Consider the following 20780-nt stretch of genomic DNA (forward strand, 5'->3'; position numbering starts at 1 on the left):
CCGACCGAGAACCTACTCGCCGGTAAATTGCCAATATTTTCCGAATCGTGACTCAAAGATTCCTTAATGGGCGCCCATACGCTCAGTGTCATGTGGATCGACGACACAAGTGCCGACGTCATGAAAGTTGACTTCGAAGCCCTCTACCACGGCGACGTGCTGGTGGAAGGCGAGACCTCGGAGCAGTTCGACGAACTCCAAGCGGCGAGCTGAGGCAGCCATGAGTATGCTCGCACGGCTGTTGATGGCCGAACCCAACGTCAGTCGATGGTTCCGCAAGTAATCGTTGGACCTGGTGAAACGAAAGCCCCCCGCCGACGCGGGGGGCTTTCGTTTTGCGCGAACGTTGTGCCCGACGGGGCCGCGGCTCAGCGAGGCGCCATGCGAATGGCGCCGTCGAGGCGGATGACCTCGCCGTTGAGCATCGGGTTCTCGACGATGTGCACGGCCAGGGCGCCGTACTCGTCGGGATCACCCAGCCGGGCCGGGTGCGGCACCTGCTTGCCCAGCGAGGCCTGCGCCTCCTCGGGCAGCGATCCCAGCAGCGGCGTCTTGAACAATCCCGGCGCGATGGTCACCACGCGGATGAGCTCACGCGACAGGTCGCGCGCGATCGGCAGGGTCATGCCGACGACGCCACCCTTGGACGCCGAGTACGCGGCCTGGCCGATCTGACCTTCGAACGCGGCGACGGAGGCGGTGTTGATGATGACGCCACGCTCGGGGCTTGTTTCGGGACCGACCGCTTCCGTCTTGGCGATGCGCTCGGCGGCCAGCCGCAGCACGTTGAAGGTGCCGATCAGGTTGACCCCGACCACCTTCTTGAAGCCATCCAGCGGGAACGGGCCGTCCTTGGACAGCGTCTTGATGGCGTTGCCGATGCCGGCGCAGTTGACGTTGATCCGCAACGTGCCCATCGACTCCGCGGCGTCCAGCGCCTTTCCGACGGCGGCCTCGTCGGTGACGTCGGCCTCCACGTAGCGGGCGCGATCGCCCAGCTCGCGGACCGCTTCCTCGCCGCGCAGGTCGATCACCACCACCTGGGCACCGCGGTCGAGCAGTCGCTTGGTGGTGGCCAGGCCCAGGCCCGACGCTCCCCCGGTGACGACGGCGACGGCGTCCTTGATCTCCATGCGAGTCCTTTCCTGATGCTGCCGACCAACTTGTTGGTTGGGGACTATACCCAGTCGCGCAGGACGTCCCCGGCGTCGGTCACCGGCGCCGCGGGGCGCGGTGTCTCCGACGGGGTCCGGGAGAACCGCGGCGCCGGCAGCGGTTGCAGACCGCCGTTGACTTCGTAGAAGGTGTTGCGTTCGGTGATGTGCGGCTCGGTCTGCACCTCACCGAAGGCCAGAATCGGCGTCACGCACGCGTCGGAGTCGGCGAACACCTTGGCCCAGTGGTCGCGATCCTGCCTGGCGAATTTCTCGGTGAGTATCGCCCGCAGCTCGGGCCACCGGCCGACGTCGTTCTGGCCGGGCAGGTCCGCGCCGTCCAGCCCGAGTCCGGTCAGCATGGCCGCGTAGAACTGCGGCTCGATGGCGCCGACGGCGACGTAGCGGCCGTCGGCGCATTCGTAGGTGTCGTAGTAGGGGGCGCCGCCGTCGAGCAGGTTGGTGCCGCGCGCGTCGGTCCACATCCCGGAGGCGCGCATCTGCCACATCATGTGGACGAGCACGCTGGAGCCGTCCACCATCGCGGCGTCGACGACCTGACCCTTGCCGGAGGTCTGCCGCTCCCACAGCGCGGACAGGATGCCGAGCAGCAGAAACATCGAGCCGCCGCCGAAGTCGCCGACCAGGTTCAGCGGCGGCACCGGCCGTTCGCCCGCCCGCCCGATGGAGTGCAGGATGCCGTTCAGCGAGATGTAGTTGATGTCGTGACCGGCCTGCTGGCTGCGTGGGCCTGTCTGGCCCCAGCCGGTCATCCGCGCGTAGACCAGCCGCTCGTTGACCTTGGCGCAGTCCTGCGGTCCCAGGCCGAGCCGCTCCGTGACACCGGGGCGATAGCCCTCGATCAGCACATCGGCCTTGGCGATCAGCTGGAGGACGGTTGCGCGTCCCTCGTCGGACTTCAGGTCGGCGGTGACCACTCGCCGGTTGCGCGTCATCGCGTCCTTCGCGACGCCGCCGGGACCGGCCGACGGGCGATCGATGCGCACCACGTCGGCGCCCAGATCCCCCAGGATCATCGCGGCGTGCGGGCCGGGGCCGATGCCCGCCAGCTCGACGACGCGCAGTCCTTTCAACGGTCCAGCCACAATCCACCGACCTTTCGTCCGCTCTGACGCCCTTGACCGTGCACACCCGAACCAGCGGTCGTTCGACATCTTCGCAGCCGTGCCGACAGGCCGCGCATCCCGGTCACTTATGGTGAGGCCATGCCTTCATCCGCGATAGCCACCCTCGTCCCCGTCGCAGGCCTTGACGTCACGCGGTCCGACGGCGTGTTGTCGGTGACCATCAACCGGCCCGACAGCCTGAATTCGCTGACCCTTCCGGTAATCACCGGCATCGCGGACGCGATGGAGTACGCGGCCACCGACCCCGAGGTCAAAATGGTGCGGCTGGGCGGCGCCGGGCGCGGCTTCAGCTCCGGGGCGGGCATCAGCGCCGACGACGTCTCCGACGACGGCGGTGTCCCGCCGGACGAGATCGTCCTCGAGATCAACCGGCTGGTGCGCGCGATCGCCGCAGTGCCCCACCCGGTGGTCGCCGCGGTTCAGGGGCCCGCGGCCGGGGTCGGCGTTTCCATCGCCCTGGCCTGTGACGTCGTATTAGCTTCGGAGAGCGCGTTTTTCATGCTCGCCTTCACCAAAATCGGCCTGATGCCCGACGGTGGTGCGTCGGCGTTGGTCGCGGCCGCGGTGGGCCGGATCCGGGCGATGCGGATGGCGCTGCTGCCCGAACGATTGACGGCCGCCGAGGCGTTGTCGTGGGGCCTGGTCACCGGGGTCTACCCGGCCGGCGATTTCGAGGCCGAGGTGGACAAGGTGATCGAGCGGTTGCTGGCGGGCCCTGCCGTGGCGTTCGCCAAGACCAAGCTGGCGATCAACGCGGCCACACTTACCGAGTTGGACCCGGCCCTGCAGCGCGAATTCGACGGACAATCCGTGTTGCTGAAATCCCCCGACTTCGTCGAGGGCGCAACGGCCTTCCAGCAGCGGCGCGCCGCCAACTTCACCGACCGCTGACTGTCGCGGTGATCGGCCGCGGCGCTTAAGCATCCCTGGATGCGGTAACCCTCCTCGTTAGACCCCGATGTCTGACGAACGACGGAGGCTCCATGCCCGAACGGGTGCGCTGCCTGGTGACCGGAGCGACCGGCTACATCGGCGGCCGCTTGGTGCCCCGACTGCTCGACGAGGGACATCAGGTTCGGGCGTTGGCGCGCAACCCCGACAAGCTGGCGCAGGTGCCGTGGCGACAACAGGCCGAGGTGGCGCGCGGGGACCTCGACGACGTCGATTCCCTGATCGCCGCGTTCGACGGCGTCGACGTGGTCTACTACCTGGTCCACTCGATGGGCACCTCGAAGGACTTCGCCGCCGCGGAGACCCGCGCCTCCCGCAACGTGGTGACCGCGGCGCGACGTGCCGGGGTGCGGCGGATGGTGTATCTGAGTGGACTGCATCCCGAAAACGCTGATCTCTCAGCGCATCTCGCGTCGCGCAAGGCCGTCGGGGACGCGCTGATCGCTTCCGGCATCGAGACGGTGGTGCTGCAGGCCGGGGTGGTCATCGGCTCGGGGTCGGCGTCGTTCGAGATGATCCGGCACCTCACCGACCGGTTGCCGGTGATGACCACGCCGAAATGGGTGCACAACAAGATCCAGCCGATCGCGGTGCGCGACGTGCTGTACTACCTGGCCGCGGCGGCGTCGCTGTCAAGGACGCCGATCCCGGAGTCGCGCACCTGGGACATCGGCGGGCCCGACGTGTTGGAGTACGGCGACATGATGCGGGTCTACGCCGAGGTCGCGGGGCTGGGCAGGCGCTACCTACTCGTGTTGCCGTTCCTGACCCCGACGATCGCCAGCCTCTGGGTCGGGACCGTGACCCCGATCCCGGCCGCGCTGGCGCGGCCGCTGGTCGAATCGCTGGAATGCGATGCGGTGGTACGTAATTCGGACATCGACGCCGTGATCGCGCCGCCGCCGGGCGGTCTGACCGACTACCGGCGCGCGGTCGAGTTGGCGCTGGACCGAGCCTCTCGCGGCTTGGCCGACGCCTCCTGGTCCTCGCTGCGGTCGGCGCCGGCCGAGCCGCTGCCCAGCGACCCCGATTGGGCGGGCCCGATCGTCTACACCAAAGTGCGGACGGCCATGAGTGCGGCCGATCCGGGTGAGGTCTGGTCGGCAGCGCATACCGCGACGAGCGGCGGCCGGTGGCGCCGCCGCCTCCCGCTGAGGGGCTGGAGCGTCGACGAGAGCGATCCGGGCAGCACATTGCGGCTGCGCTCGAAGCCACGTCCGCCCGGGCGTGCGTGGCTGGAAATCACGGTGCGTCCCCAAACCGGCGGCGGCAGCCGCTACACGCAGCGGGCGGTCTTCGCGCCGAGCGGGGTTCTGGGCCTGCTGTACCGGATCGCGGTGTGGCCGCTGCGGGCCGCCATGCTCGGCGCCCTGGCCCGCGAGGTCGTCGCGTCGGCGGAGCAGTGAGGTCAGACCCCGAATATCGGGGGCAACACCAGCACCATGATCAGTCCCCAGACGAAGTGCGTCAGCACCGGGGCCAGTACGCCGCCGCTGGCGCGGCGCTCCAGCGCGCACACCGTCCCGAGGATGACCGCGGCGAAGCCCAGCATGGCGTTGCCGCTGGCCATGGTCGCCGCGGTGTAGAGCACGGTCGAGATCAGCACGGGGTGGTGGCGGCCCAGCGCCGTGTAGAGCGCGCCGCGGAAGAACAGCTCCTCGGCGACGCCGTTGATAACGGTGATCATGACGACCAGCAGAAAAGATCCTTGGTGGGCGTACAGCAGCACCCGGGTGATCAGCGTGGCGACTGCGGGGATTTCGCGGGCGACCAGTGCACCGGCTACGAACGCGCCACCGACCAGCAGGCCGACGCTGGTGCCGGTGATGACCGGACGCTGGTTTCGGCCCCGCCAGCAGATGCCGCCCAGGTGCAGCGGGCCGGAGATCAGCGCCCCGGCGGTCCACACGCCCGCCAGCGCCAAGGTCAACCAGTAGAAGCTGAACTCCCCCGGATGGCGCCGCAGCGAATACCCCAGCACGCTGGCGCCGATCACCAGCGCGATGGCGACGACGATCCGCCTGCGCCGCACCACCGTGGGCGATTCATTGTGCGGCACAGCAACATTGGTGACCGCACGGCGGAGCTCCGAGAAGACGCCGGTGTGGTACGGACTCATCGACTGGGTCATGCGGGCAGCACCTTCGGGGTCAGGGCGAGGAGGATGTCCAGGCCGGTCCGCACCGCCCCGGCCACCGGGCCGGGGACCATGTTCACCAGCTTCAGGGTCGGGCGCACCACCGGCGGGGTGACCCTCCGGGCGAGTCGGCGGATGCGCAGCGCGTCGCCGCCGGCCCAGGCCGGATCGGTGTTGGCGAGGTGGTGCGGATCGGCCAGCGCGTTGACGGGCCGCGGCGGGCGCGTGGCCTGGCCGGCCAACGCCAGAGCGATGGACTCCTCGATGCCGAGCAGGCCGCCGGGAGGGTCGGGCACCCGATCGCGTAGCCCATTGGCGGACGCCACCATCGGGTGGTCCAGGGACTCGACCAGATCACCCGCCAGGCCGGGCGGCACCGGCAGGGCGACGCCGGTGATCAGCGAGGCCAGCGTGGTATCGATCCTGCCGACCGGCAATCCGGCGTGCCAGCGCCCGGAGACGCGCGCATACGTCTTGAGCAGGTCCCGGTAGGACGTGGTGTCCGGGCCGGCTATGTCGTACGCACCGGCGGGCACCCGGTCGCGGTCGGCCGCGGCGACGAGATAGTGCAGTACGTCGCGGATGGAGATCGGGTCGATCGGGTTGTCCATCCAGCTCGGGATCGGGATCAGCGGGAAGCGGTCTCCCACGTAACGCATCATCTCGAACGACGTCGACCCGGCGCCGATGATGATCGCCGCGCCCAGCCACACCAGTTCCGGGCCGCCCGGGATGGTGAGCGCCTGGGCCACCTCGGCCCGGCTGGTCAGGTGCTCGGACAGATCTTCGTCGGCGGGCACGAAGCCGCCCAGGTAGACGATGCGTTGCACGCCCGCGTCGCGGGCCGCCTCCGCGAAGTTCGCGGCTGCGGCCCGGTCGGCGTCGCGAAATCCGGGCTGCCCGATCGCGTGCACGAGGTAGTACGCCACGTCGACGGGTCCGCATTCGGCGAATGCGGCGGCCAGCGACTCGGTGTCGGCGGCATCCAGTTTTACCGGTGTGACGTCGCCGAACCAGCCGAAACGATTGAGGCGCGCCGGGTTTCGTGTCGCCGCGGCCACCTGGTGCTCGGCGTCCAGAAGCGCGGTGACCAGGCGTGATCCGACATAACCGGTGGCACCGGTGACCAGAGCCCGCATACCCCGACCCTAGCCCGACGACGACGCAGGCCGCTGGCGGCGTGCGGAGGAGTCGGGCAATCGGGCTGAGCCCGACGACGACGCAGGCCGCTGGCGGCGTGCCGCCACGCCCGCACGTAACGCGGCACCCGAACGCATTTGAACCAGGCGCCAGGTGGCACCGTCACCCCAACATGGAGCATGAGAGAAGCTGTGATGTCGTCGGCGCAAGAGCAGGCTCGACGGGCACTGCGCCGAAAAATCCGTCCGTTGCCGGCGTTGCGGTGACGTTTCCACCCAATCGCTATACCCAAAGTGAAGCCATCCGCGCGCTGACCGACATCGCGGGTCCGGACTTCCGACGCTTCGCGCACAGCAGCGGGGTCGAGTTCCGCAACACCGCACTGCGGCTCCCGCGCTACCGCGAGCTGGACGGATTCACCGAGGCCAACGACGCCTATGTCGAGGTCGCGCTCGATCTGGGCGAGCGCGCGCTGTTGGCCGCCCTGGACAAGGCCAAGGTCAAGCCGTCGGAGCTCGACATCGTGTTTTCGACGACGGTCACCGGGCTGGCCGTGCCGACGCTGGAGGCGCGGCTGGCGACGCGGGTCGGACTGCGGCCGGACGTCAAACGCGTTCCGCTGTTCGGACTGGGCTGCGTGGCCGGCGCGGCCGGCGTGGCCCGGATGCATGACTACCTGCGCGCGTTCCCCGACCACACGGCCGCGCTGCTCGCGGTCGAACTGTGCTCGCTGACCATTCAACGGCAAGACAAGTCGGTGGCCAACCTGGTCGCCACCAGCCTTTTCGGCGACGGGGCGGCCGCGGTGATCACCGAGGGGGCCCACCGGGCCGGCCGGGAACATCCCGGCCCCCGGGTGCTGGCCACGCGCAGTCGCCTCTACCCCGACACTGAGGACGCCATGGGATGGAAGATCGGCGGCGACGGCTTCCGGATCGTGCTGTCCGCCGACGTCGCCACCATCGCCGAAAAGTACCTGGGCGACGACGTCCGCGAATTCCTGGGCGACCACGGCCTGGGCCCGCGCGATGTGGCGACGTGGATATGCCACCCGGGTGGGCCCCGGGTGATCGAGGCCGTCGAGAGCGTCTTGGATCTCCCCGCGGATGCCCTAGACCACACGCGAAACTCGTTGCGCGAGAACGGAAATCTGTCTTCGGTCTCGGTGCTCGACGTGCTCGCCGCCAACCTGGCCGACCCGCCGCCCCGGGGCTCGATTGGGCTGATGATCGCGATGGGCCCGGCGTTCTGCTCCGAGCTGGTACTGCTGGCCTGGTAGGGCTGTTAGAGACTGTAGCCATGTATTACCTGCTGGTGCTGGCGGTCGGGCTGGAGCGCGTGGTGGAACTGGTGGTGTCCACCCGCAACGCGCGCTGGTCGTTCGCGCAGGGCGGCAAAGAGTTTGGCCGACCGCACTACCCGGTGATGGTGGTCATCCACACCGGGCTGCTGGTCGGCTGCCTGGTCGAGCCGTGGGCACTGCACCGCCCGTTCATCGGTTGGCTGGGCTGGCCGATGCTGGCAGTGGTGGTGGCCAGCCAGGCGTTGCGCTGGTGGTGCATCACGACGCTGGGGCGGCGGTGGAACACCCGGGTGATCGTGGTGCCGCGGGCGCCGCTGGTGAGTGCGGGCCCCTACCGCTGGCTGCACCACCCGAATTATGTTGCAGTGGTGGCTGAGGGGTTGGCGTTGCCGTTGGTGCACACGGCGTGGCTCACCGCGGTCCTTTTCACATTGGCCAACGCCGCGCTGCTCCGGGTGCGTCTGCGGGTGGAGAACTCGGCGTTGGGCTACGCGTGAGCGACTACGATGCGGACCTGTTGATCGTCGGCGGCGGCCCGGGCGGGCTGGCCACGGCGTTACACGCACGGCGGCAAGGACTTTCGGTGATCGTGGCCGAGCCGCGGGGCGAGCCCATCGATAAGGCCTGCGGCGAGGGGTTGATGCCCGGCGGACTGGCCGAACTGACCGCGCTGGGCGTGGATCCCGTCGGCATGCCCTTCCAGGGGATCGCCTACCTGAGTGAACGACGGCGGGCCCAGGCCCACTTTCGCGGCGGGCCGGGCCGCGGCGTGCGTCGTACCACCTTGCATGCGGCGCTGGCCGCGCGCGCCAAAGAGCAAGACACGGACTGGATTCGCAAGCGGGTGACGAGTGTTGCGCAAGACGCCCACGGCGTCTCGGCGGCCGGTGTGCGCGCGAAATGGTTGGTGGGGGCCGACGGACTGCACTCTCAGGTGCGGCGCGCGGTCGGAATCGCTGCGACGGCAGGGACGCCGCGGCGCTACGGGGTGCGCTGGCACTATCGGGTGCCGGCGTGGTCGGAATTCGTCGAGGTGTATTGGTCGCGCTGGGGCGAGGCGTACGTGACGCCGGTCGAGCCCGACCTGGTCGGCGTGGCGATCCTGTCGCGGGGCCGGCCCGACATGGCCTGGTTCCCGCAGCTCGCCCGCCGGCTGCGCGGCGGCACCACGGGGCACCCCCGCGGCTGCGGCCCGTTGCGGCAGGTGGTCTCCCGCCGCGTCGCGGGCCGGGTGCTGCTGGTCGGCGACGCGGCCGGCTACGAGGACGCGCTCACAGGCGAGGGCATCAGCCTGGCACTGAAGCAGTCCGCCGCGGCCGTCGACGCGATCGTCAACGAGACGCCGGGGTCCTACGAGCGGGCGTGGCACCGGATCACCCGCGACTACCGGCTGCTCACGCGCGCGCTCGTGCTGGCCAGCACGCCGCGGGCGGTGCGGCGCGCTGTCGTACCCACGTGCACGCTGCTATCCCCGGTGTTCGCCCGCGGCGTCAACATCCTGGCGGGTTAGCGCCGGGTTAGCGCCGGGTTAGCGCGCCTTCCAGATCGGCTCGCGCTTCTCGGCGAACGCCAATGGCCCCTCCTTGGCGTCCTCGGACCTGAACAGGGACTTCATCTCGCGCATGGTGCGCTCCCAACCCGGTTCGTCACCCACCACGACGCCGTCGTCGACACCGTAGGCGACGCGCTTGCTGGCCTGCACCGACAGCGGAGCGTTGACGGTGACCCGCTCGGCCAGCGCCAGCGCGGCGTCCAGCACCGATCCCGGCGCGACGACCTCGTTGATCAGGCCCCATTCGCAGGCGGCGGCCGCGGTGAGCGGTTCGCCGGTCAGCAGCAGCTGCATCGCCACCTTGCGCGGCAGCTGCTCGGCGATGCGGAACACGCCGCCGGCGGCGGCGATCAGCCCGCGCTTGACCTCGGGCAAGCCGAACTGCGCCCGCTCGTCGGCCACCACCAGGTCGCTGGCCAGCGCCAGCTCGGTGCCACCGCCGAGGGCGGTTCCGTTCACCGCCGCGATGGTGGGCTTGTCGATGAAGTGGTGGACGTATCCGGCAAAGCCCCACTCCGGATGGTCGGGGTGATAGATATTCTCGCGCCGGGCGAGCGCCTTGAGGTCGGCCCCGGCGCAGAACGACTTGTCGCCCGCGCCGGTGACCACCACCGCCCGCACCCCGGGGTCGTGCTGCGCCTCTTCGAGCGCATCCCCGAGGCCGATGCTGACGGCGGCGTTCACCGCGTTGCGGGCTTCCGGCCGGTTGATGGTCACCACCATCACGTTGCCCCGGCGCTCGGCCAGGGCCCCCGGCGCTTCGCTCACAGCAGTTCCACGATGGTGGCGTTGGCCTGGCCACCACCCTCGCACATGGTCTGCAGTCCGTACTGAATTCCCTTGTCCCGCATGTGGTACAGCAGGGTGGTCATGATGCGCGCACCGGATCCGCCGAGCGGGTGGCCCAGCGCGATGGCGCCGCCGTTGGGGTTCAGCTTCGTCTCGTCGGCGCCGATGTCCTTGAGCCAGGCCAGCGGAACCGGCGCGAACGCCTCGTTGACCTCGTAGGCGCCGATGTCACCGATGGACAGCCCGGAACGCTTGAGCACCTTCTGGGTCGCCGGGATGGGCGCGGTCAGCATGATCACCGGGTCCGCGCCGGCCAGCGAAGCGGTGTGCACCTTGGCCAGCGGCTTGAGTCCCAGCTCCTTGGCCTTCTCGGCCGACATGAACAGGAGGGCAGCCGAGCCGTCGGAAATCTGCGAGGAGTTGCCTGCGTGAATCACGCCGTCCTCCTTGAACGCCGGCTTCAGCGAGGCCATCTTCTCCATCGGCGTGCCGCGGCGGATGCCTTCGTCCTTGAGCACTGTTGTTCTTTCGTGGCCGTCGCCCACGCTGATGCCCACGATCTGGTCGTCAAACGCACCGGAATCCTGTGCAGTAGCGGCCTTTTCGTGCGAATCCAGGGAGAACTGGTCGAGATCGGTGCGGGAGAGCCCCCACTGCTCGGCGATCATCTCCGCGCCGATGCCCTGGTTGGGGATCTGGCCGTGGTAGCGGTCCAGGAAAGCCTGCGAATACGGGCGTCCGCCGTTGGCCAGCGATGCGCCCATCGGGGTCCGCGACATCGACTCGACACCGCCGGCGACGACGATGTCGTAGTGCCCGGCGATGACACCGGCGGCGGCGAAGTGGATGGACTGCTGGCTCGAGCCGCACTGGCGGTCGACGGTCACGCCCGGGACGGTCTCCGGCCAGCCTGCCGTCAGCAGTGCGGTGCGGCCGATGTCGAGGGCCTGTTCGCCGGCCTGCATGACGCAGCCCCAGATGACGTCGTCGACCAGGCCCGGGTCGACGCCGGCCTTGTCGACCAGGCCGTTGAGCACCTGCGCTGACAGGTCCGCCGGGTGCACCCCGGACAATCCGCCGTTGCGCTTGCCGATCGGTGAACGCACTGCCTCGACGATGACGGCTTCAGCCATGGTCTTGTCTCCTTTGACATGTGGACTTCGAAAAAGAGGGAAGTCTTGTGTCGATTGTCAACCAAGGGGTTGGGCGGGCGAAGGCCGGGGTGCCGTGCAGGTCCCCGGACCCCGACCGCGGAGGACGGGCGGGTAAGAACGAACCAGAGATTTGTTCGTCCATCGCGTGCGTGCGTCGCCATACAGGTGTCGAAAGGCCGCGTGATCCACGTCACCTGAGTAGGTGGTACCGGGAGTCCCGCGGGTGAAAGCCGTTGATTAACAGCAAATACGAAGGCTCGGCCCGCCGGATGACTCCGGCGGCCGAGCCTTCGTCGCGGGCGTCAGCCCGCGGGATACGCCACCGACTTGATCTCGGTGTACTGGTCGAATCCGGCGATGCCGTTCTGCCGCCCGACGCCGCTTTCCTTGTAGCCGCCGAACGGCGTGTCTGCACCGTAGGGAGTGCCACCGTTGACGCCCATGAAGCCCGCCTTGATCCGGCGGGTCACCGACAGCGCCCGCTCGAGGGAACCCGCAAACACGTTGCCGGCCAAGCCGTACACGCTGTCGTTCGCGATCCGGATCGCGTCCTCCTCGTCCTCGAAAGGAATCACCGAGAGCACGGGGCCGAAGATCTCCTCCTGCGCGATGGTCATCTTGTTGTCGACATTGGTGAAAAGCGTTGGCCGGACGTAATATCCCTTGTCGAAGCCGGTCTCCGCACCCGGTCCGCCGACCAGCGCGGTGGCACCCTCGTCGACGCCCTTCTGGATGTAGCCCGTCACCCGCTCGTACTGCCGCTGCGAGATCACCGGCCCGCACAGCGTTCCGGGGTCCTGCGGGTCGCCGCACGTGACGCCCTCGTAGATGTTCTTGAGGATCTCGACGCCCTCCTCGTAGCGGGATCGCGGCAGCAGCAGCCGGGTCGGGTTGGCGCAGCCCTGGCCGGCGTGCATGCACGGCGCGATGCCGACCATGCAGGCCGCGCCGAAGTCGGCGTCCTCCAGGACGATGGTGGCCGACTTGCCGCCGAGCTCTAGGAACAGGCGCTTCATGGTCGCCGCGCCCTTTTCCATGATCCGCTTGCCCACCACCGTCGAGCCGGTGAACGAGATCAGGTCGACCTTCGGCGACAACGTGAGTTCCTCGCCCACAAAGTGATCCGACGCGGTGACGACGTTGACGACGCCGGCCGGGATGTCGGTCTTCTCGGCGATCAGCCGGCCCAGCCGGGTCGCGTTGAACGGGGTGTTAGGCGCGGGCTTGAGCACCACCGTGTTGCCGGTGCCCAGCGCCTGGCCGAGCTTGTTGAGGGTGACCTCGAACGGGAAGTTCCACGGCACGATCGCGCCGACCACGCCGACCGGCTCCCGCCAGACCTTGACGGAGTTATTCGCGCCCGTGAAGCTGATGACGCGGTCGCCCAGATCGGTCTCCCAGGCGTACGAGTCGATGAGCCGGGCCGGATACTTCAGCCCGTCTGCCAGCGGGGCGTCCAGCTGGGGGCCGAAGGTGATGGCCCGGGGCGAGCCGACCTCGAGGATGAGCTCCTCGCGCAGCTCGTCGATCTCCGACTCGATCGCCTCGTGCAGCTGCAGTAGGCAGCGCTTGCGCAGCTCCTTGTTGGTCGACCAGTCCGTCTCGTCGAACGCCCGCCGGGCCGCGTCGATGGCCCGGTGCATGTCCTCCTTGGACGCGTCGGACACCTCGCCGAGCGATTCCTCGGTCGCGGGGTTGATGTTGGTGAAGGTGCCGGCCTGACCCTCGACGAGCTTGCCATCGATCATCATCTTCGGCTCGAAGCGGACCTTTACAGCCTCAGTCATATCTGTTCAGCTCTCTTCAGACGAGGCGCTGCTCAGAGCGCCGGGACGTGGATTGGCATCCCCTTCAGGGGTCACCCTATGGTGAGCCTTACTGGAAACTAGCCGATTGGCAAGCCGGGGTTGTCACTGGGGATCGAATAGCACCGGCACCGACGTGGGCGACCGGAACACCTGCCCGCGGATGTGCGGATCGTCGCCGTCCGGGTCCAGCCGCAGATTCGGCAGCCGGTCCAACAAAAGGTTGATGGCGGTGCGCATCTCCAGCCGCGCCAGGTGCATGCCCAGGCAGACGTGCACGCCGTGGCCCCAGCCCAGATTCGCTTTGGCCTGACGATGGATGTCGAATGTGTCCGGATAGGGATAGCGATCCTCCTGCCGGTTCGCCGAACCGAGCATCGGCATCACCGTCGCACCGGCCGGAATCGCCACACCGCCGAGTTCGGTGTCGCGCGTCGCCACCCGGGTGATGGTCAACAGCGGCGGTTCCCACCGCACGCCCTCCTCGATGGCCTGCGGAAGCAGCGACCGGTCGGCGCGGATCGCATCGAGTTGCTGCGGGTCCTTCAGCAGCGCGAGGAGCAGGCTGCCCAGCGACCGGTAGGTCGTCTCCACCCCGGCCGGCAGCAGCAGCCGAAGGAACGAGTAGATCTCCTCGTCCGCCAGCTTCTCCCCGTCGATCTCGGCCGCACCCAGCGCGCTGATCAAGTCGTCCTTCGGCTCGGCACGGCGGGCCTGCAGGATCGGCGCGAAGTACTCGCACAGCGCCGCCGAGGCCGCCAGTCCCCGTTCGGGGTTCATCAACCAGCTCAGCAGCGAGATCGACCACCGCTGAAACTGCGGGTAATCCTTTTCCGGCAGACCCAGCAGGCCCGCGATGATCTGGCTCGGGTAGTCGAAGGTGAATTCCTTGACCAGATCCGCCTTGCCGTTCGCGGCGAACTCGTCGATCAGACCGTTGGCCACCCGGGCGACCAACTCGTCCTGGTAGCGGGCCAACGACTTCTGCGAGAACGCCTTCGAGACCAGCGAACGCAGCCGGCCGTGGACCGGCTCGTCCATGCCCAGCATCACGCCTTGACCCAGCACCGGCCCGAACGCCGCGATGACGGCCGACGACGAGAACGTCTCGTTGTCGCGCAGCATCTGCTGGACGTCCTCGTGGCGATACACGATGAACATCGGCAGCGACTCCTCGTGCGGCAGCGCTCCCGAGGTCTCGAGCCGCTGCACCGGTTCGTCGCGGCGCAGCCGCGCCAGTTCGGTGTACGGGTCGCGCACGTCACCCGAGATGGCGTCGTCGAAGGCGCCGAAGTCCTCGAGATCGTCGAAAAGCTGTTCCATTGTCTACCCCTCGTTTCCCTTGCGGCGCTTCACCGCCAGTGCTGCCAATCGCTGCAATACCGGCTGCGGCAGGACGCGCGCGACCAATACCATCGCGCGCTGGCCCGTCGTCAGCGGCCACGCCCCGCCCCGCATCGATCCCTGTCTGGGGATGCCCAGCACGACCCGGGACATGTGATGCATGCCCGCCGCCGGAAGAATCCTGTTGAACACCAACAGCATCGACGCGTCCAAGCCGACACCGCGGCGACGGAACGGCGCGCGGTCCCCTAATGCCTCGACCAGGCCGTCGCTGAACCGCTCGGGTCGGCGGGCGAAGCTGACCGCGAAGCGGCCGCGGGTGTTCATGGTGTTGTGCAGCCGGGCATACGGACCCTCGAAGTTGCGATCGTCGGTGGTCCCCGCATCGGTGATGATCTCGGTGTCGTACGTGCCGGCCACCAAGACGGTGACACCGAGACCGAACGGCGCGACCTCACACGCCATCGACTCTCCCCAGCGCTCCAGGGCCCCCTTGGCCGCCGAATACGGCGCGGTGCCCGGCTGACCGCGCACCCCGGCCGCGCTGGAGACCAGCACGATGCGCCCCTGACCCGCGGCCCGCATGGACGGCAGCAGCGCCTGCGTGAGCGCGACGGGTCCCAGCACGCTGGTGGCGAACATCTTCTGCCACAACGCCGTATCGGTCTCCTCCACCATCCCGGCGGCCGAGATGCCCGCGTTGTGCACCAGCGCGTAGGGTGCGCCGACGGCCTCGACGATCGCCTTGGCCGCCGCGGCGATCGACACGGGATCGGTCAGGTCGAGTTGCACGCCGATCAGCCGCTCGTCGTCGTCAGGAGCTCCGGTCGCCTGCCGCAACTGCGGCATCGCGAGGTCGGGTGTGCGCATCGCCGCGACCACGCGCCAGCCCTCGCGGTAGAGGCGCACCGCAGAGGCGAACCCAAGCCCACGGGACGCACCGGTGATGATGACGGCGCGTGGGTCAGCCATTCTTGCCCTGGGTTGCGCAGGGGCCTGCACCGGGCGGCGGAGGTTCGACGTGCGGACGCCCATTCGGCTCTCCGCTCGCCCAGGTCGACCAGATGCCTACCGAGTAGGGGCCCTGCGCGCCGGCCTTCTCGTAATACCCTTGCGGGTCATACACTTTGGCCTCCGGATACGGCCATGGGCAGGCGACGGAAGTTGCCGCGTGGCTGACCTTGATCACCCAGAACCAGGCGCCGTAGGCGAAGTAGGAGACGTTGATGATCGCGAACATCACCAGGAAGGTGGCCAGCACCGGCCTGCCCGGGAAGATCTTCGCCTTGGCGGCGAGCTTCTCCGCCACCGACTTTCCGGTGTCGTCGCGATAGCACAGTATTGCCGCAGGCACCATCACGAACGTCACCGAGAACGACTCCCAGATCAGCGGGAACTGGAACGTCGTGCCGGTGAACACCGAACCCCAGGGGATCACCTGCGAATAGATGTACATACCCCAGTGGATCAGGGTGTTTTCCAGGAAGGCATCGACGACGAAACCGATCGCGCATGCCAGCAACCCCAGACACACCAGCGGGTGCCGCGACACGAACGCCTCGGGCCCGTGCTTGGCCTGCAGTTTGCGCAGGATCCAGACCGCAGGGAAGTACGGGCCGAAGTAGAACATCACGTAGCCGAAGACCACGAATGGCTCGACGGTGGGCGACAGCGACACCAGCGGCCACGACTCCGGCCAGTGAACTAGATCGGGGTTGTACACCGCGAACGGCGACCAGTTCATGATCGGGTCCTGCCACACGATCAGCGTGGTGCACAGGAACATCAGCATCACCGGGCTGCCGGGATTGCGCCGCCAGCCCCTGATGAAAACGATCAGTAGCACGATCAGCGCGACCGCGGTGGCAGCGTCGAGGAAGGTGATGTAGTCCAGCCCGAACGTGAACTTCACCGGGCGCGGCCGTCCCTGAACGTTGGGGTTCGCGACGCGAGGGTCAAGAGCCACACGGCAATTCGCTATGAAGAACAGCGCGAAGGCGGCCAGCGCCGCGCCGGCGATCCAGCCGCCCCAGCCGCGCCTGCCCTTTCGCTGCGGAGCAGCAGGCTCCTCCTGCGCGGCAGGCGGTATGGCTTGTTCGGTACTCATTCCCTTCTCAGCCTCACTCTCCGAAGCGATCGACCAAGTGCGAGTTGATGCCGTCGGCATCGAGCTTCCTTGCCACCAGGTAGCCGGCGCCCATCCAGGCCCGACGGGTCCACTTGCCGAACGACACCCGGGTGCCCGGGGCGCCGGACGCGGCGGGCAGCATCTTCACCCGCTCCAGCGCCTCCTTGACGCCGCGCGGGCTGAGCGGGTGGGCGTCGGAAAACGCGCGCACCAGCGTTACCGCCACGTCGTGGTTGACCACCGACACGCAGTACTCGGGACGGCTGCCGCCGTACTTCTTCGCGTAGCGGTCGAGGAAGGCCTGGCCCACCGGGTTTGTCTCGTCGTACTGGTCGACCCCGACCCAGCCCATGAACGCCTTCCACATGATCGGGTTGACCCACGCGTTCTGGAAGGCCGTCGTGGTGAATCGTGGCGGGTCCCAATCGACGGCGTCCAGCGCCGGGTTGATGAACACGATGCCGAAGCCGAACCCCAGGTGGACGATCGCTTCGGCTTTGGCATGGTGCAGGGTCCGCACTGCCTCGTCGATGTCTTGTGCCGTCTGCGCGATGGCCGCTTCCGCGACGATGCGAATACCGTTGCGGCGGCACGCACTTCGCAGGTTCTTCAGATAGCTCTCGCCGATCAGGTTCTGCTCGACGAGAACACCGATCTCGGTGAGCCCCCGCTTGGCGACGAGGTCCGCGATGAAGATCGGCTCGTCGGTCATGGAACCCTGCGGGAAGGCGAACGTCCACTCGCCCAGCCAGTCGTCGGTGCCGGTGACGCTGATCGCCGGGACCTTGAAACGTTCTTCGATCGCCTCGCGGGTCGGCACGCAATTGTCGGTGATGTTCGGGCCGAAGACCACGAGGCAGCCTTCGTCGACGAGTTCGCCGTAGGCATCGATCACCGCCTTGACCGAGCCCTTGGGCAGGCCCTCCACCTCGCGATAGATCATCTGCACGGGACGGTCCATCACCCCTTGCTCGACGGCCTCTTCGAAGACGAGCTCGAAAGTCTGGGTAAAGGAGGCGAACAGGTCCTCGGGGAATCCGGGCGGCAGCGTGAAGTCCATCAGGTAGCCGACCTTGATCGGCTCAGCACTGCTTTCGTAGGACATCCGACCTCCCGGGTGGCGCGCTCACTCGCAACGATCCATACCTGACCTAATATTTGTTCGCACCGTAGCGGAGGGGTGGGCAGCGTCAATCATCTATCCGCCGCGCCCAGGTAGACCTCGACCATTTCGTTCAATGCCCTGCCGACCGCCACGTCGTCGGTGAGCGGTCCGGCGATGGCCGCCCGCGCCGCCTCCGGCATGGAAAGGCCCTCGGCCACAAGTCGGCCCGCCGCGATCAGCACCCGCGTCGACGCCACCTCCCGAAGCCCCCCGGTCTCCAGCCGGCGGATGGCCTGGCCGAATCGCACCAGCTCGGCCGCGGTGGCGGCGTTCACGCCGGCTTCGTGCGCGACGATGCCCTCTTCGACATCTGCCGCGGGAAAACCGAATTCGATGGCGACCATGCGCTGGCGCGTCGAATCCTTGAGGTCTTTGAGCACGCTTTGATAGCCGGGGTTGTAGGACACCACCAGCCCGAAGCCGGGCGCGGCGTCCAGCGTGACGCCGAGGCGCTCGATGGGCAGCTGGCGCCGGTGGTCGGCGAGCGGGTGCAGCACCACGGTGGTGTCCTGCCGGGCTTCGACCACCTCGTCCAGGTAGCAGATCGCCCCCTCGCGCACCGCCCGGGTCAGCGGCCCGTCCACCCAGACCGTCTCGTCGCCCTGCAGCAGGAAGCGCCCGACGAGGTCCGCCGTGGTGAGGTCGTCGTGGCAGGAAACCGTGATCAGCGGCCGGCCCAGGTCGTGGGCCATCGCCTCGACGAAGCGAGTCTTGCCACAGCCCGTCGGGCCCTTCAGGACGAGCGCCAGACCCTGACGGTACGCGGCTTTGAAGACGGCCTCTTCGCCGCCGACCGCCCGGTAGTAGGGCCGCACTCCGGTGCCGGAAGCCGCGCCGTTACGGCAGGCGATTCCAGACTCGTTGGCCATGACGTCCCTTCTCACGATTTCTTGGAGCCTAACCGGAACAGATGTTTGTTTCAAGGTCGCCGCCGAGTGCGTCGGGATTCCCGGCCCGAACACCAACGACTATCGGGGACAGGCAATCCGCGCGACGCGCGGGCCATCAGACGCTCACGCGCCGACGCACCTCCGCCGACCGCAACGCCGACCGGAACAGCGGTCCGATCACACCGGCGAGCTGGTCCGGGCGGCCGACCGTGGCGTGCGCGGTGCTGCCGAACACTCGGCGCAGCGAGGCCACATCGGTGCCCGCGCCGACGGTCAGGCACACGCAGCCGGTCCCCCGTCGCCGCGCCTCGGTCAACGCGCGGCGCGCGTCGGCGGCACCGTAGGCCCGCTCGTAGCCGTGGTCGTAGGCAAGGCCGTCGGAGAGCACCACCAAGAGCCGCCGCGACGTCCCGCCGCGCGCTTCCAGCACCGACGAGCCATGGCGAATCGCCGCGCCCAGCCGCGAATACGCACCGGGCTCAAGGCTATTCAGCCGCCTGATGACGACGGCGTCGAGATGATCGTCGAACCGCTTGACGGGCACCATGGATACCGAAGTGCGGCCCTGCGAGTAGTAGGCGTACAGCGCAACCCGGTCGCCGAGGTCGTGCAGCGCGACGGTCAGATTGGCGACCGCCGCGCGCTGCTGTTCGTGCACCGTGCGCCCGGCCGTGCCGGGCTCGCCCGTCGACCCCGAGACGTCGAGAAGGAGCAAGACCGACAGGTCGCGACGCCGCCGCAGGCTGTCCAGATAGACCGCCTCGTCGGGCACCGAGCCGGCCCGTACCTCGACGCGGGCCTCCACGGCGGCGTCGACATCGATGTCGTCGCCCTGCGACTGACGGTGGCGACGGTGCAGACCCATGCCCAGCCGGGACAGCGGCCGTCGCACCCCGAGGGCGTCCTCGATCGCCTGGGTCGCCGAGCCCTTGATCTTCGGCTCGACTTCGCGCACCGTGCACCAGGCCGGCCGATAGCGCCCGCGGGCCGCATCCCACTCCGGATATCGCACCCCGTCCGCTGCCGCCTTGTCATCGTCGATGTCCTCGGTCGAGGTCGGCGCCGGCGACGTCACGGCGTGCGCGCCGCGAATCCCCGAGTTCGTCCGGTGCGTCGGGGTATCGGCGCCGGGCGGGCCGCCGCCGCTGCCCGTCTTGCGCGCCGACGAGAGCATCTTCTTCAGCCACTTGCCGATGAATCCGCCGCCGCCGACCGGGCTGGTGAACAGGTCGGGATCGTCGGAGTCGTCCACCACGCCGTCATCGAACTCTTCGAGTTCGGCTGGGGCGTTGCGCCGCGGCACATGTGCCGGCTTGGCTTTTTCGTCTTCGTCGTGGTCGGCCACCCGGGCGCCCGCGGCAATCACCTTGGCCGCGCGGATCACGCCGAACCGCGGCGCCGGGCCGTCGAGCGCGACCCGCGACGCGGCGAGGTCGAGCGACGCGGCGGGTGAGTCGCTGCGACTCGCGATGTCGCGATCTCCCAACGACGCCAAAATGCTTGGTAACAATGGTGCATTGGCGACCAGAGCGCGGTGGCCTTCGATCGCGAGATAACGCTTGGCGAGCTTGCGGCGCCGGATCAGCTTGTCCAACACGTCGGGATCCAGGCTGCCCGCCGCGATCAGCGACGCCTGGACGGCCACCGCCTCGAGCCGCGCCCGGGGCGGCGCGCCGGCGTCGATGTGAATCGTCTGCCCATCCGTCCACGCGGATTCACCCGGTGGCAGCCCGTCGACCGCGACGGCCCGGCCCGCCAGAGCGGAGGCGAGCATGCCCAGGGCCTGCAACCGGTCGGCACCGGCGTCGTCGCACAACCAGCACCCCTCCGATTTGTTGACCAAATATCTGTTCCACCGTAGAGTCCGGCTGCACGGCAGTCAACAAACCAGGAGCACACGATGATTGACCTCACCGGCCGGGTGGCGGTGGTGACCGGGGCCGGCCGGGGGCTCGGCCGGCTGTACGCGTTGGAGCATCTCGAGCAGATGTCATCGACGGAGAAGTTCATCGTGCCCGCATCCATCGTCGACGAGGTGCTGGAGGTGTGTGAGCGGCGCGGTGTCAGCCCGATGCCGGGCAACGCCGAGGTCGCCTTCCCCCAACCACAAGGGAACTGGT

At 68.5% G+C, this 20780-nt stretch carries 19 protein-coding genes and 1 pseudogene; 7 read left to right on the forward strand and 13 right to left on the reverse strand.

The genetic code is table 11. The features are described from left to right. The first annotated feature begins 90 nt into the window (after positions 1-90). Positions 91-213: a hypothetical protein gene (locus OQ789_RS14860; RefSeq protein WP_324686753.1), complete on the forward strand. Its 123-nt coding sequence runs from the start codon at positions 91-93 to the stop codon at positions 211-213. A gap of 155 nt (positions 214-368) precedes the next feature. Here the strand turns inward: OQ789_RS14860 and OQ789_RS14865 are convergent, their stop codons facing one another. Together OQ789_RS14865 and OQ789_RS14870 are read right to left on the reverse strand one after the other, a co-directional pair. Further along, a complete protein-coding gene (locus tag OQ789_RS14865; protein WP_324686700.1) occupies positions 369-1133 on the reverse strand; it encodes a 3-hydroxyacyl-CoA dehydrogenase in 765 nt (254 codons plus the stop codon). A 44-nt stretch (positions 1134-1177) separates the two neighbouring features. Continuing rightward, positions 1178-2260: a CaiB/BaiF CoA-transferase family protein gene (locus OQ789_RS14870; protein ID WP_324686701.1), complete on the reverse strand. Its 1083-nt coding sequence runs from the start codon at positions 2258-2260 to the stop codon at positions 1178-1180. Positions 2261-2380: 120 nt separating this feature from the next. Here OQ789_RS14870 and OQ789_RS14875 point away from each other — a divergent pair, with 120 nt between their 5' ends. Then, positions 2381-3193: an enoyl-CoA hydratase gene (locus OQ789_RS14875; RefSeq protein WP_324686702.1), complete on the forward strand. Its 813-nt coding sequence runs from the start codon at positions 2381-2383 to the stop codon at positions 3191-3193. 92 nt (positions 3194-3285) lie between these two features. Further along, positions 3286-4659, forward strand: coding sequence for a DUF2867 domain-containing protein (locus OQ789_RS14880; protein WP_324686704.1), 1374 nt, complete (start codon positions 3286-3288; stop codon positions 4657-4659). Positions 4660-4661: 2 nt separating this feature from the next. On the opposite strand, the gene OQ789_RS14885 is transcribed toward OQ789_RS14880, so the two are convergent. Next, a complete protein-coding gene (locus tag OQ789_RS14885; RefSeq protein WP_324686705.1) occupies positions 4662-5384 on the reverse strand; it encodes a type II CAAX endopeptidase family protein in 723 nt (240 codons plus the stop codon). Continuing rightward, the gene (locus OQ789_RS14890) at positions 5381-6529 is read right to left on the reverse strand and encodes an NAD(P)H-binding protein (RefSeq protein WP_324686706.1); all 1149 of its coding nucleotides are present in this window, start codon (positions 6527-6529) and stop codon (positions 5381-5383) included. Before OQ789_RS14890 ends, OQ789_RS14885 begins: the two co-directional genes overlap by 4 nt. 173 nt (positions 6530-6702) lie before the next feature. Here OQ789_RS14890 and OQ789_RS14895 point away from each other — a divergent pair, with 173 nt between their 5' ends. Genes OQ789_RS14895 through OQ789_RS14905 form a run of 3 tightly spaced genes read left to right on the forward strand, consistent with a single transcriptional unit; the run spans position 6703 to position 9343 of the window. After that, complete coding sequence (locus tag OQ789_RS14895; protein WP_324686707.1) at positions 6703-7809, forward strand: type III polyketide synthase; 1107 nt, start codon at positions 6703-6705, stop codon at positions 7807-7809. A gap of 20 nt (positions 7810-7829) precedes the next feature. Then, the gene (locus OQ789_RS14900; RefSeq protein WP_324686708.1) at positions 7830-8330 is read left to right on the forward strand and encodes an isoprenylcysteine carboxyl methyltransferase family protein; all 501 of its coding nucleotides are present in this window, start codon (positions 7830-7832) and stop codon (positions 8328-8330) included. Then, the gene (locus tag OQ789_RS14905) at positions 8327-9343 is read left to right on the forward strand and encodes an NAD(P)/FAD-dependent oxidoreductase (RefSeq protein ID WP_324686709.1); all 1017 of its coding nucleotides are present in this window, start codon (positions 8327-8329) and stop codon (positions 9341-9343) included. Before OQ789_RS14900 ends, OQ789_RS14905 begins: the two co-directional genes overlap by 4 nt. A gap of 18 nt (positions 9344-9361) precedes the next feature. Here OQ789_RS14905 and OQ789_RS14910 read toward each other — a convergent pair whose 3' ends face one another. The 9 genes from OQ789_RS14910 to OQ789_RS14950 form a co-directional block, all read right to left on the reverse strand. Continuing rightward, a complete protein-coding gene (locus OQ789_RS14910) occupies positions 9362-10153 on the reverse strand; it encodes a crotonase/enoyl-CoA hydratase family protein (RefSeq protein WP_324686710.1) in 792 nt (263 codons plus the stop codon). Further along, entirely contained in the window at positions 10150-11307 is a 1158-nt protein-coding gene (locus tag OQ789_RS14915; RefSeq protein ID WP_324686711.1) for a thiolase family protein, read from the reverse strand. The genes OQ789_RS14910 and OQ789_RS14915 overlap by 4 nt, the downstream gene beginning before the upstream one ends. Before the next feature lie 323 nt (positions 11308-11630). Continuing rightward, entirely contained in the window at positions 11631-13115 is a 1485-nt protein-coding gene (locus tag OQ789_RS14920; protein ID WP_324686712.1) for an aldehyde dehydrogenase family protein, read from the reverse strand. 123 nt (positions 13116-13238) lie between these two features. Then, on the reverse strand, positions 13239-14456 hold the full coding sequence (locus OQ789_RS14925) for a cytochrome P450 (protein ID WP_324686713.1): 1218 nt from the start codon (positions 14454-14456) through the stop codon (positions 13239-13241). Positions 14457-14459: 3 nt separating this feature from the next. Then, the gene (locus OQ789_RS14930) at positions 14460-15449 is read right to left on the reverse strand and encodes an SDR family oxidoreductase (RefSeq protein ID WP_324686715.1); all 990 of its coding nucleotides are present in this window, start codon (positions 15447-15449) and stop codon (positions 14460-14462) included. After that, the gene (locus OQ789_RS14935) at positions 15442-16584 is read right to left on the reverse strand and encodes a spirocyclase AveC family protein (protein ID WP_324686716.1); all 1143 of its coding nucleotides are present in this window, start codon (positions 16582-16584) and stop codon (positions 15442-15444) included. The genes OQ789_RS14930 and OQ789_RS14935 overlap by 8 nt, the downstream gene beginning before the upstream one ends. Positions 16585-16597: 13 nt before the next feature. Continuing rightward, positions 16598-17710 (reverse strand): ABC transporter substrate-binding protein, encoded by a 1113-nt coding sequence (locus tag OQ789_RS14940; protein WP_324686717.1) that lies wholly within the window; start codon positions 17708-17710, stop codon positions 16598-16600. Positions 17711-17799: 89 nt separating this feature from the next. Beyond that, positions 17800-18639, reverse strand: a complete 840-nt coding sequence (locus OQ789_RS14945; protein ID WP_324686719.1) for a CbbQ/NirQ/NorQ/GpvN family protein — start codon at positions 18637-18639, stop codon at positions 17800-17802. A gap of 136 nt (positions 18640-18775) precedes the next feature. After that, positions 18776-20476 (reverse strand): nitric oxide reductase activation protein NorD, encoded by a 1701-nt coding sequence (locus tag OQ789_RS14950; RefSeq protein ID WP_324686720.1) that lies wholly within the window; start codon positions 20474-20476, stop codon positions 18776-18778. Between the two features lie 159 nt (positions 20477-20635). Here OQ789_RS14950 and OQ789_RS14955 point away from each other — a divergent pair. Further along, positions 20636-20776 (forward strand): annotated as a pseudogene (locus OQ789_RS14955) (short-chain dehydrogenase); the annotation flags it as partial. Positions 20777-20780: the final 4 nt, after the last annotated feature.

This window comes from Mycobacterium sp. 94-17, assembly GCF_035617725.1.
GTDB lineage: Bacteria > Actinomycetota > Actinomycetes > Mycobacteriales > Mycobacteriaceae > Mycobacterium.

Excerpts from the sequence above, each read along its gene's own strand:
- OQ789_RS14860 (WP_324686753.1), top strand. The coding sequence starts at position 91 with ATGTGGATCGACGACACAAGTGCCGACGTCATGAAAGTTGACTTCGAA.
- OQ789_RS14865 (WP_324686700.1), bottom strand. The coding sequence starts at position 1,133 with ATGGAGATCAAGGACGCCGTCGCCGTCGTCACCGGGGGAGCGTCGGGC.
- OQ789_RS14875 (WP_324686702.1), top strand. The coding sequence starts at position 2,381 with ATGCCTTCATCCGCGATAGCCACCCTCGTCCCCGTCGCAGGCCTTGAC.
- OQ789_RS14880 (WP_324686704.1), top strand. The coding sequence starts at position 3,286 with ATGCCCGAACGGGTGCGCTGCCTGGTGACCGGAGCGACCGGCTACATC.
- OQ789_RS14885 (WP_324686705.1), bottom strand. The coding sequence starts at position 5,384 with ATGACCCAGTCGATGAGTCCGTACCACACCGGCGTCTTCTCGGAGCTC.
- OQ789_RS14890 (WP_324686706.1), bottom strand. The coding sequence starts at position 6,529 with ATGCGGGCTCTGGTCACCGGTGCCACCGGTTATGTCGGATCACGCCTG.
- OQ789_RS14895 (WP_324686707.1), top strand. The coding sequence starts at position 6,703 with ATGGAGCATGAGAGAAGCTGTGATGTCGTCGGCGCAAGAGCAGGCTCG.
- OQ789_RS14900 (WP_324686708.1), top strand. The coding sequence starts at position 7,830 with ATGTATTACCTGCTGGTGCTGGCGGTCGGGCTGGAGCGCGTGGTGGAA.
- OQ789_RS14915 (WP_324686711.1), bottom strand. The coding sequence starts at position 11,307 with ATGGCTGAAGCCGTCATCGTCGAGGCAGTGCGTTCACCGATCGGCAAG.
- OQ789_RS14920 (WP_324686712.1), bottom strand. The coding sequence starts at position 13,115 with ATGACTGAGGCTGTAAAGGTCCGCTTCGAGCCGAAGATGATGATCGAT.
- OQ789_RS14925 (WP_324686713.1), bottom strand. The coding sequence starts at position 14,456 with ATGGAACAGCTTTTCGACGATCTCGAGGACTTCGGCGCCTTCGACGAC.
- OQ789_RS14930 (WP_324686715.1), bottom strand. The coding sequence starts at position 15,449 with ATGGCTGACCCACGCGCCGTCATCATCACCGGTGCGTCCCGTGGGCTT.
- OQ789_RS14935 (WP_324686716.1), bottom strand. The coding sequence starts at position 16,584 with ATGAGTACCGAACAAGCCATACCGCCTGCCGCGCAGGAGGAGCCTGCT.
- OQ789_RS14940 (WP_324686717.1), bottom strand. The coding sequence starts at position 17,710 with ATGTCCTACGAAAGCAGTGCTGAGCCGATCAAGGTCGGCTACCTGATG.
- OQ789_RS14945 (WP_324686719.1), bottom strand. The coding sequence starts at position 18,639 with ATGGCCAACGAGTCTGGAATCGCCTGCCGTAACGGCGCGGCTTCCGGC.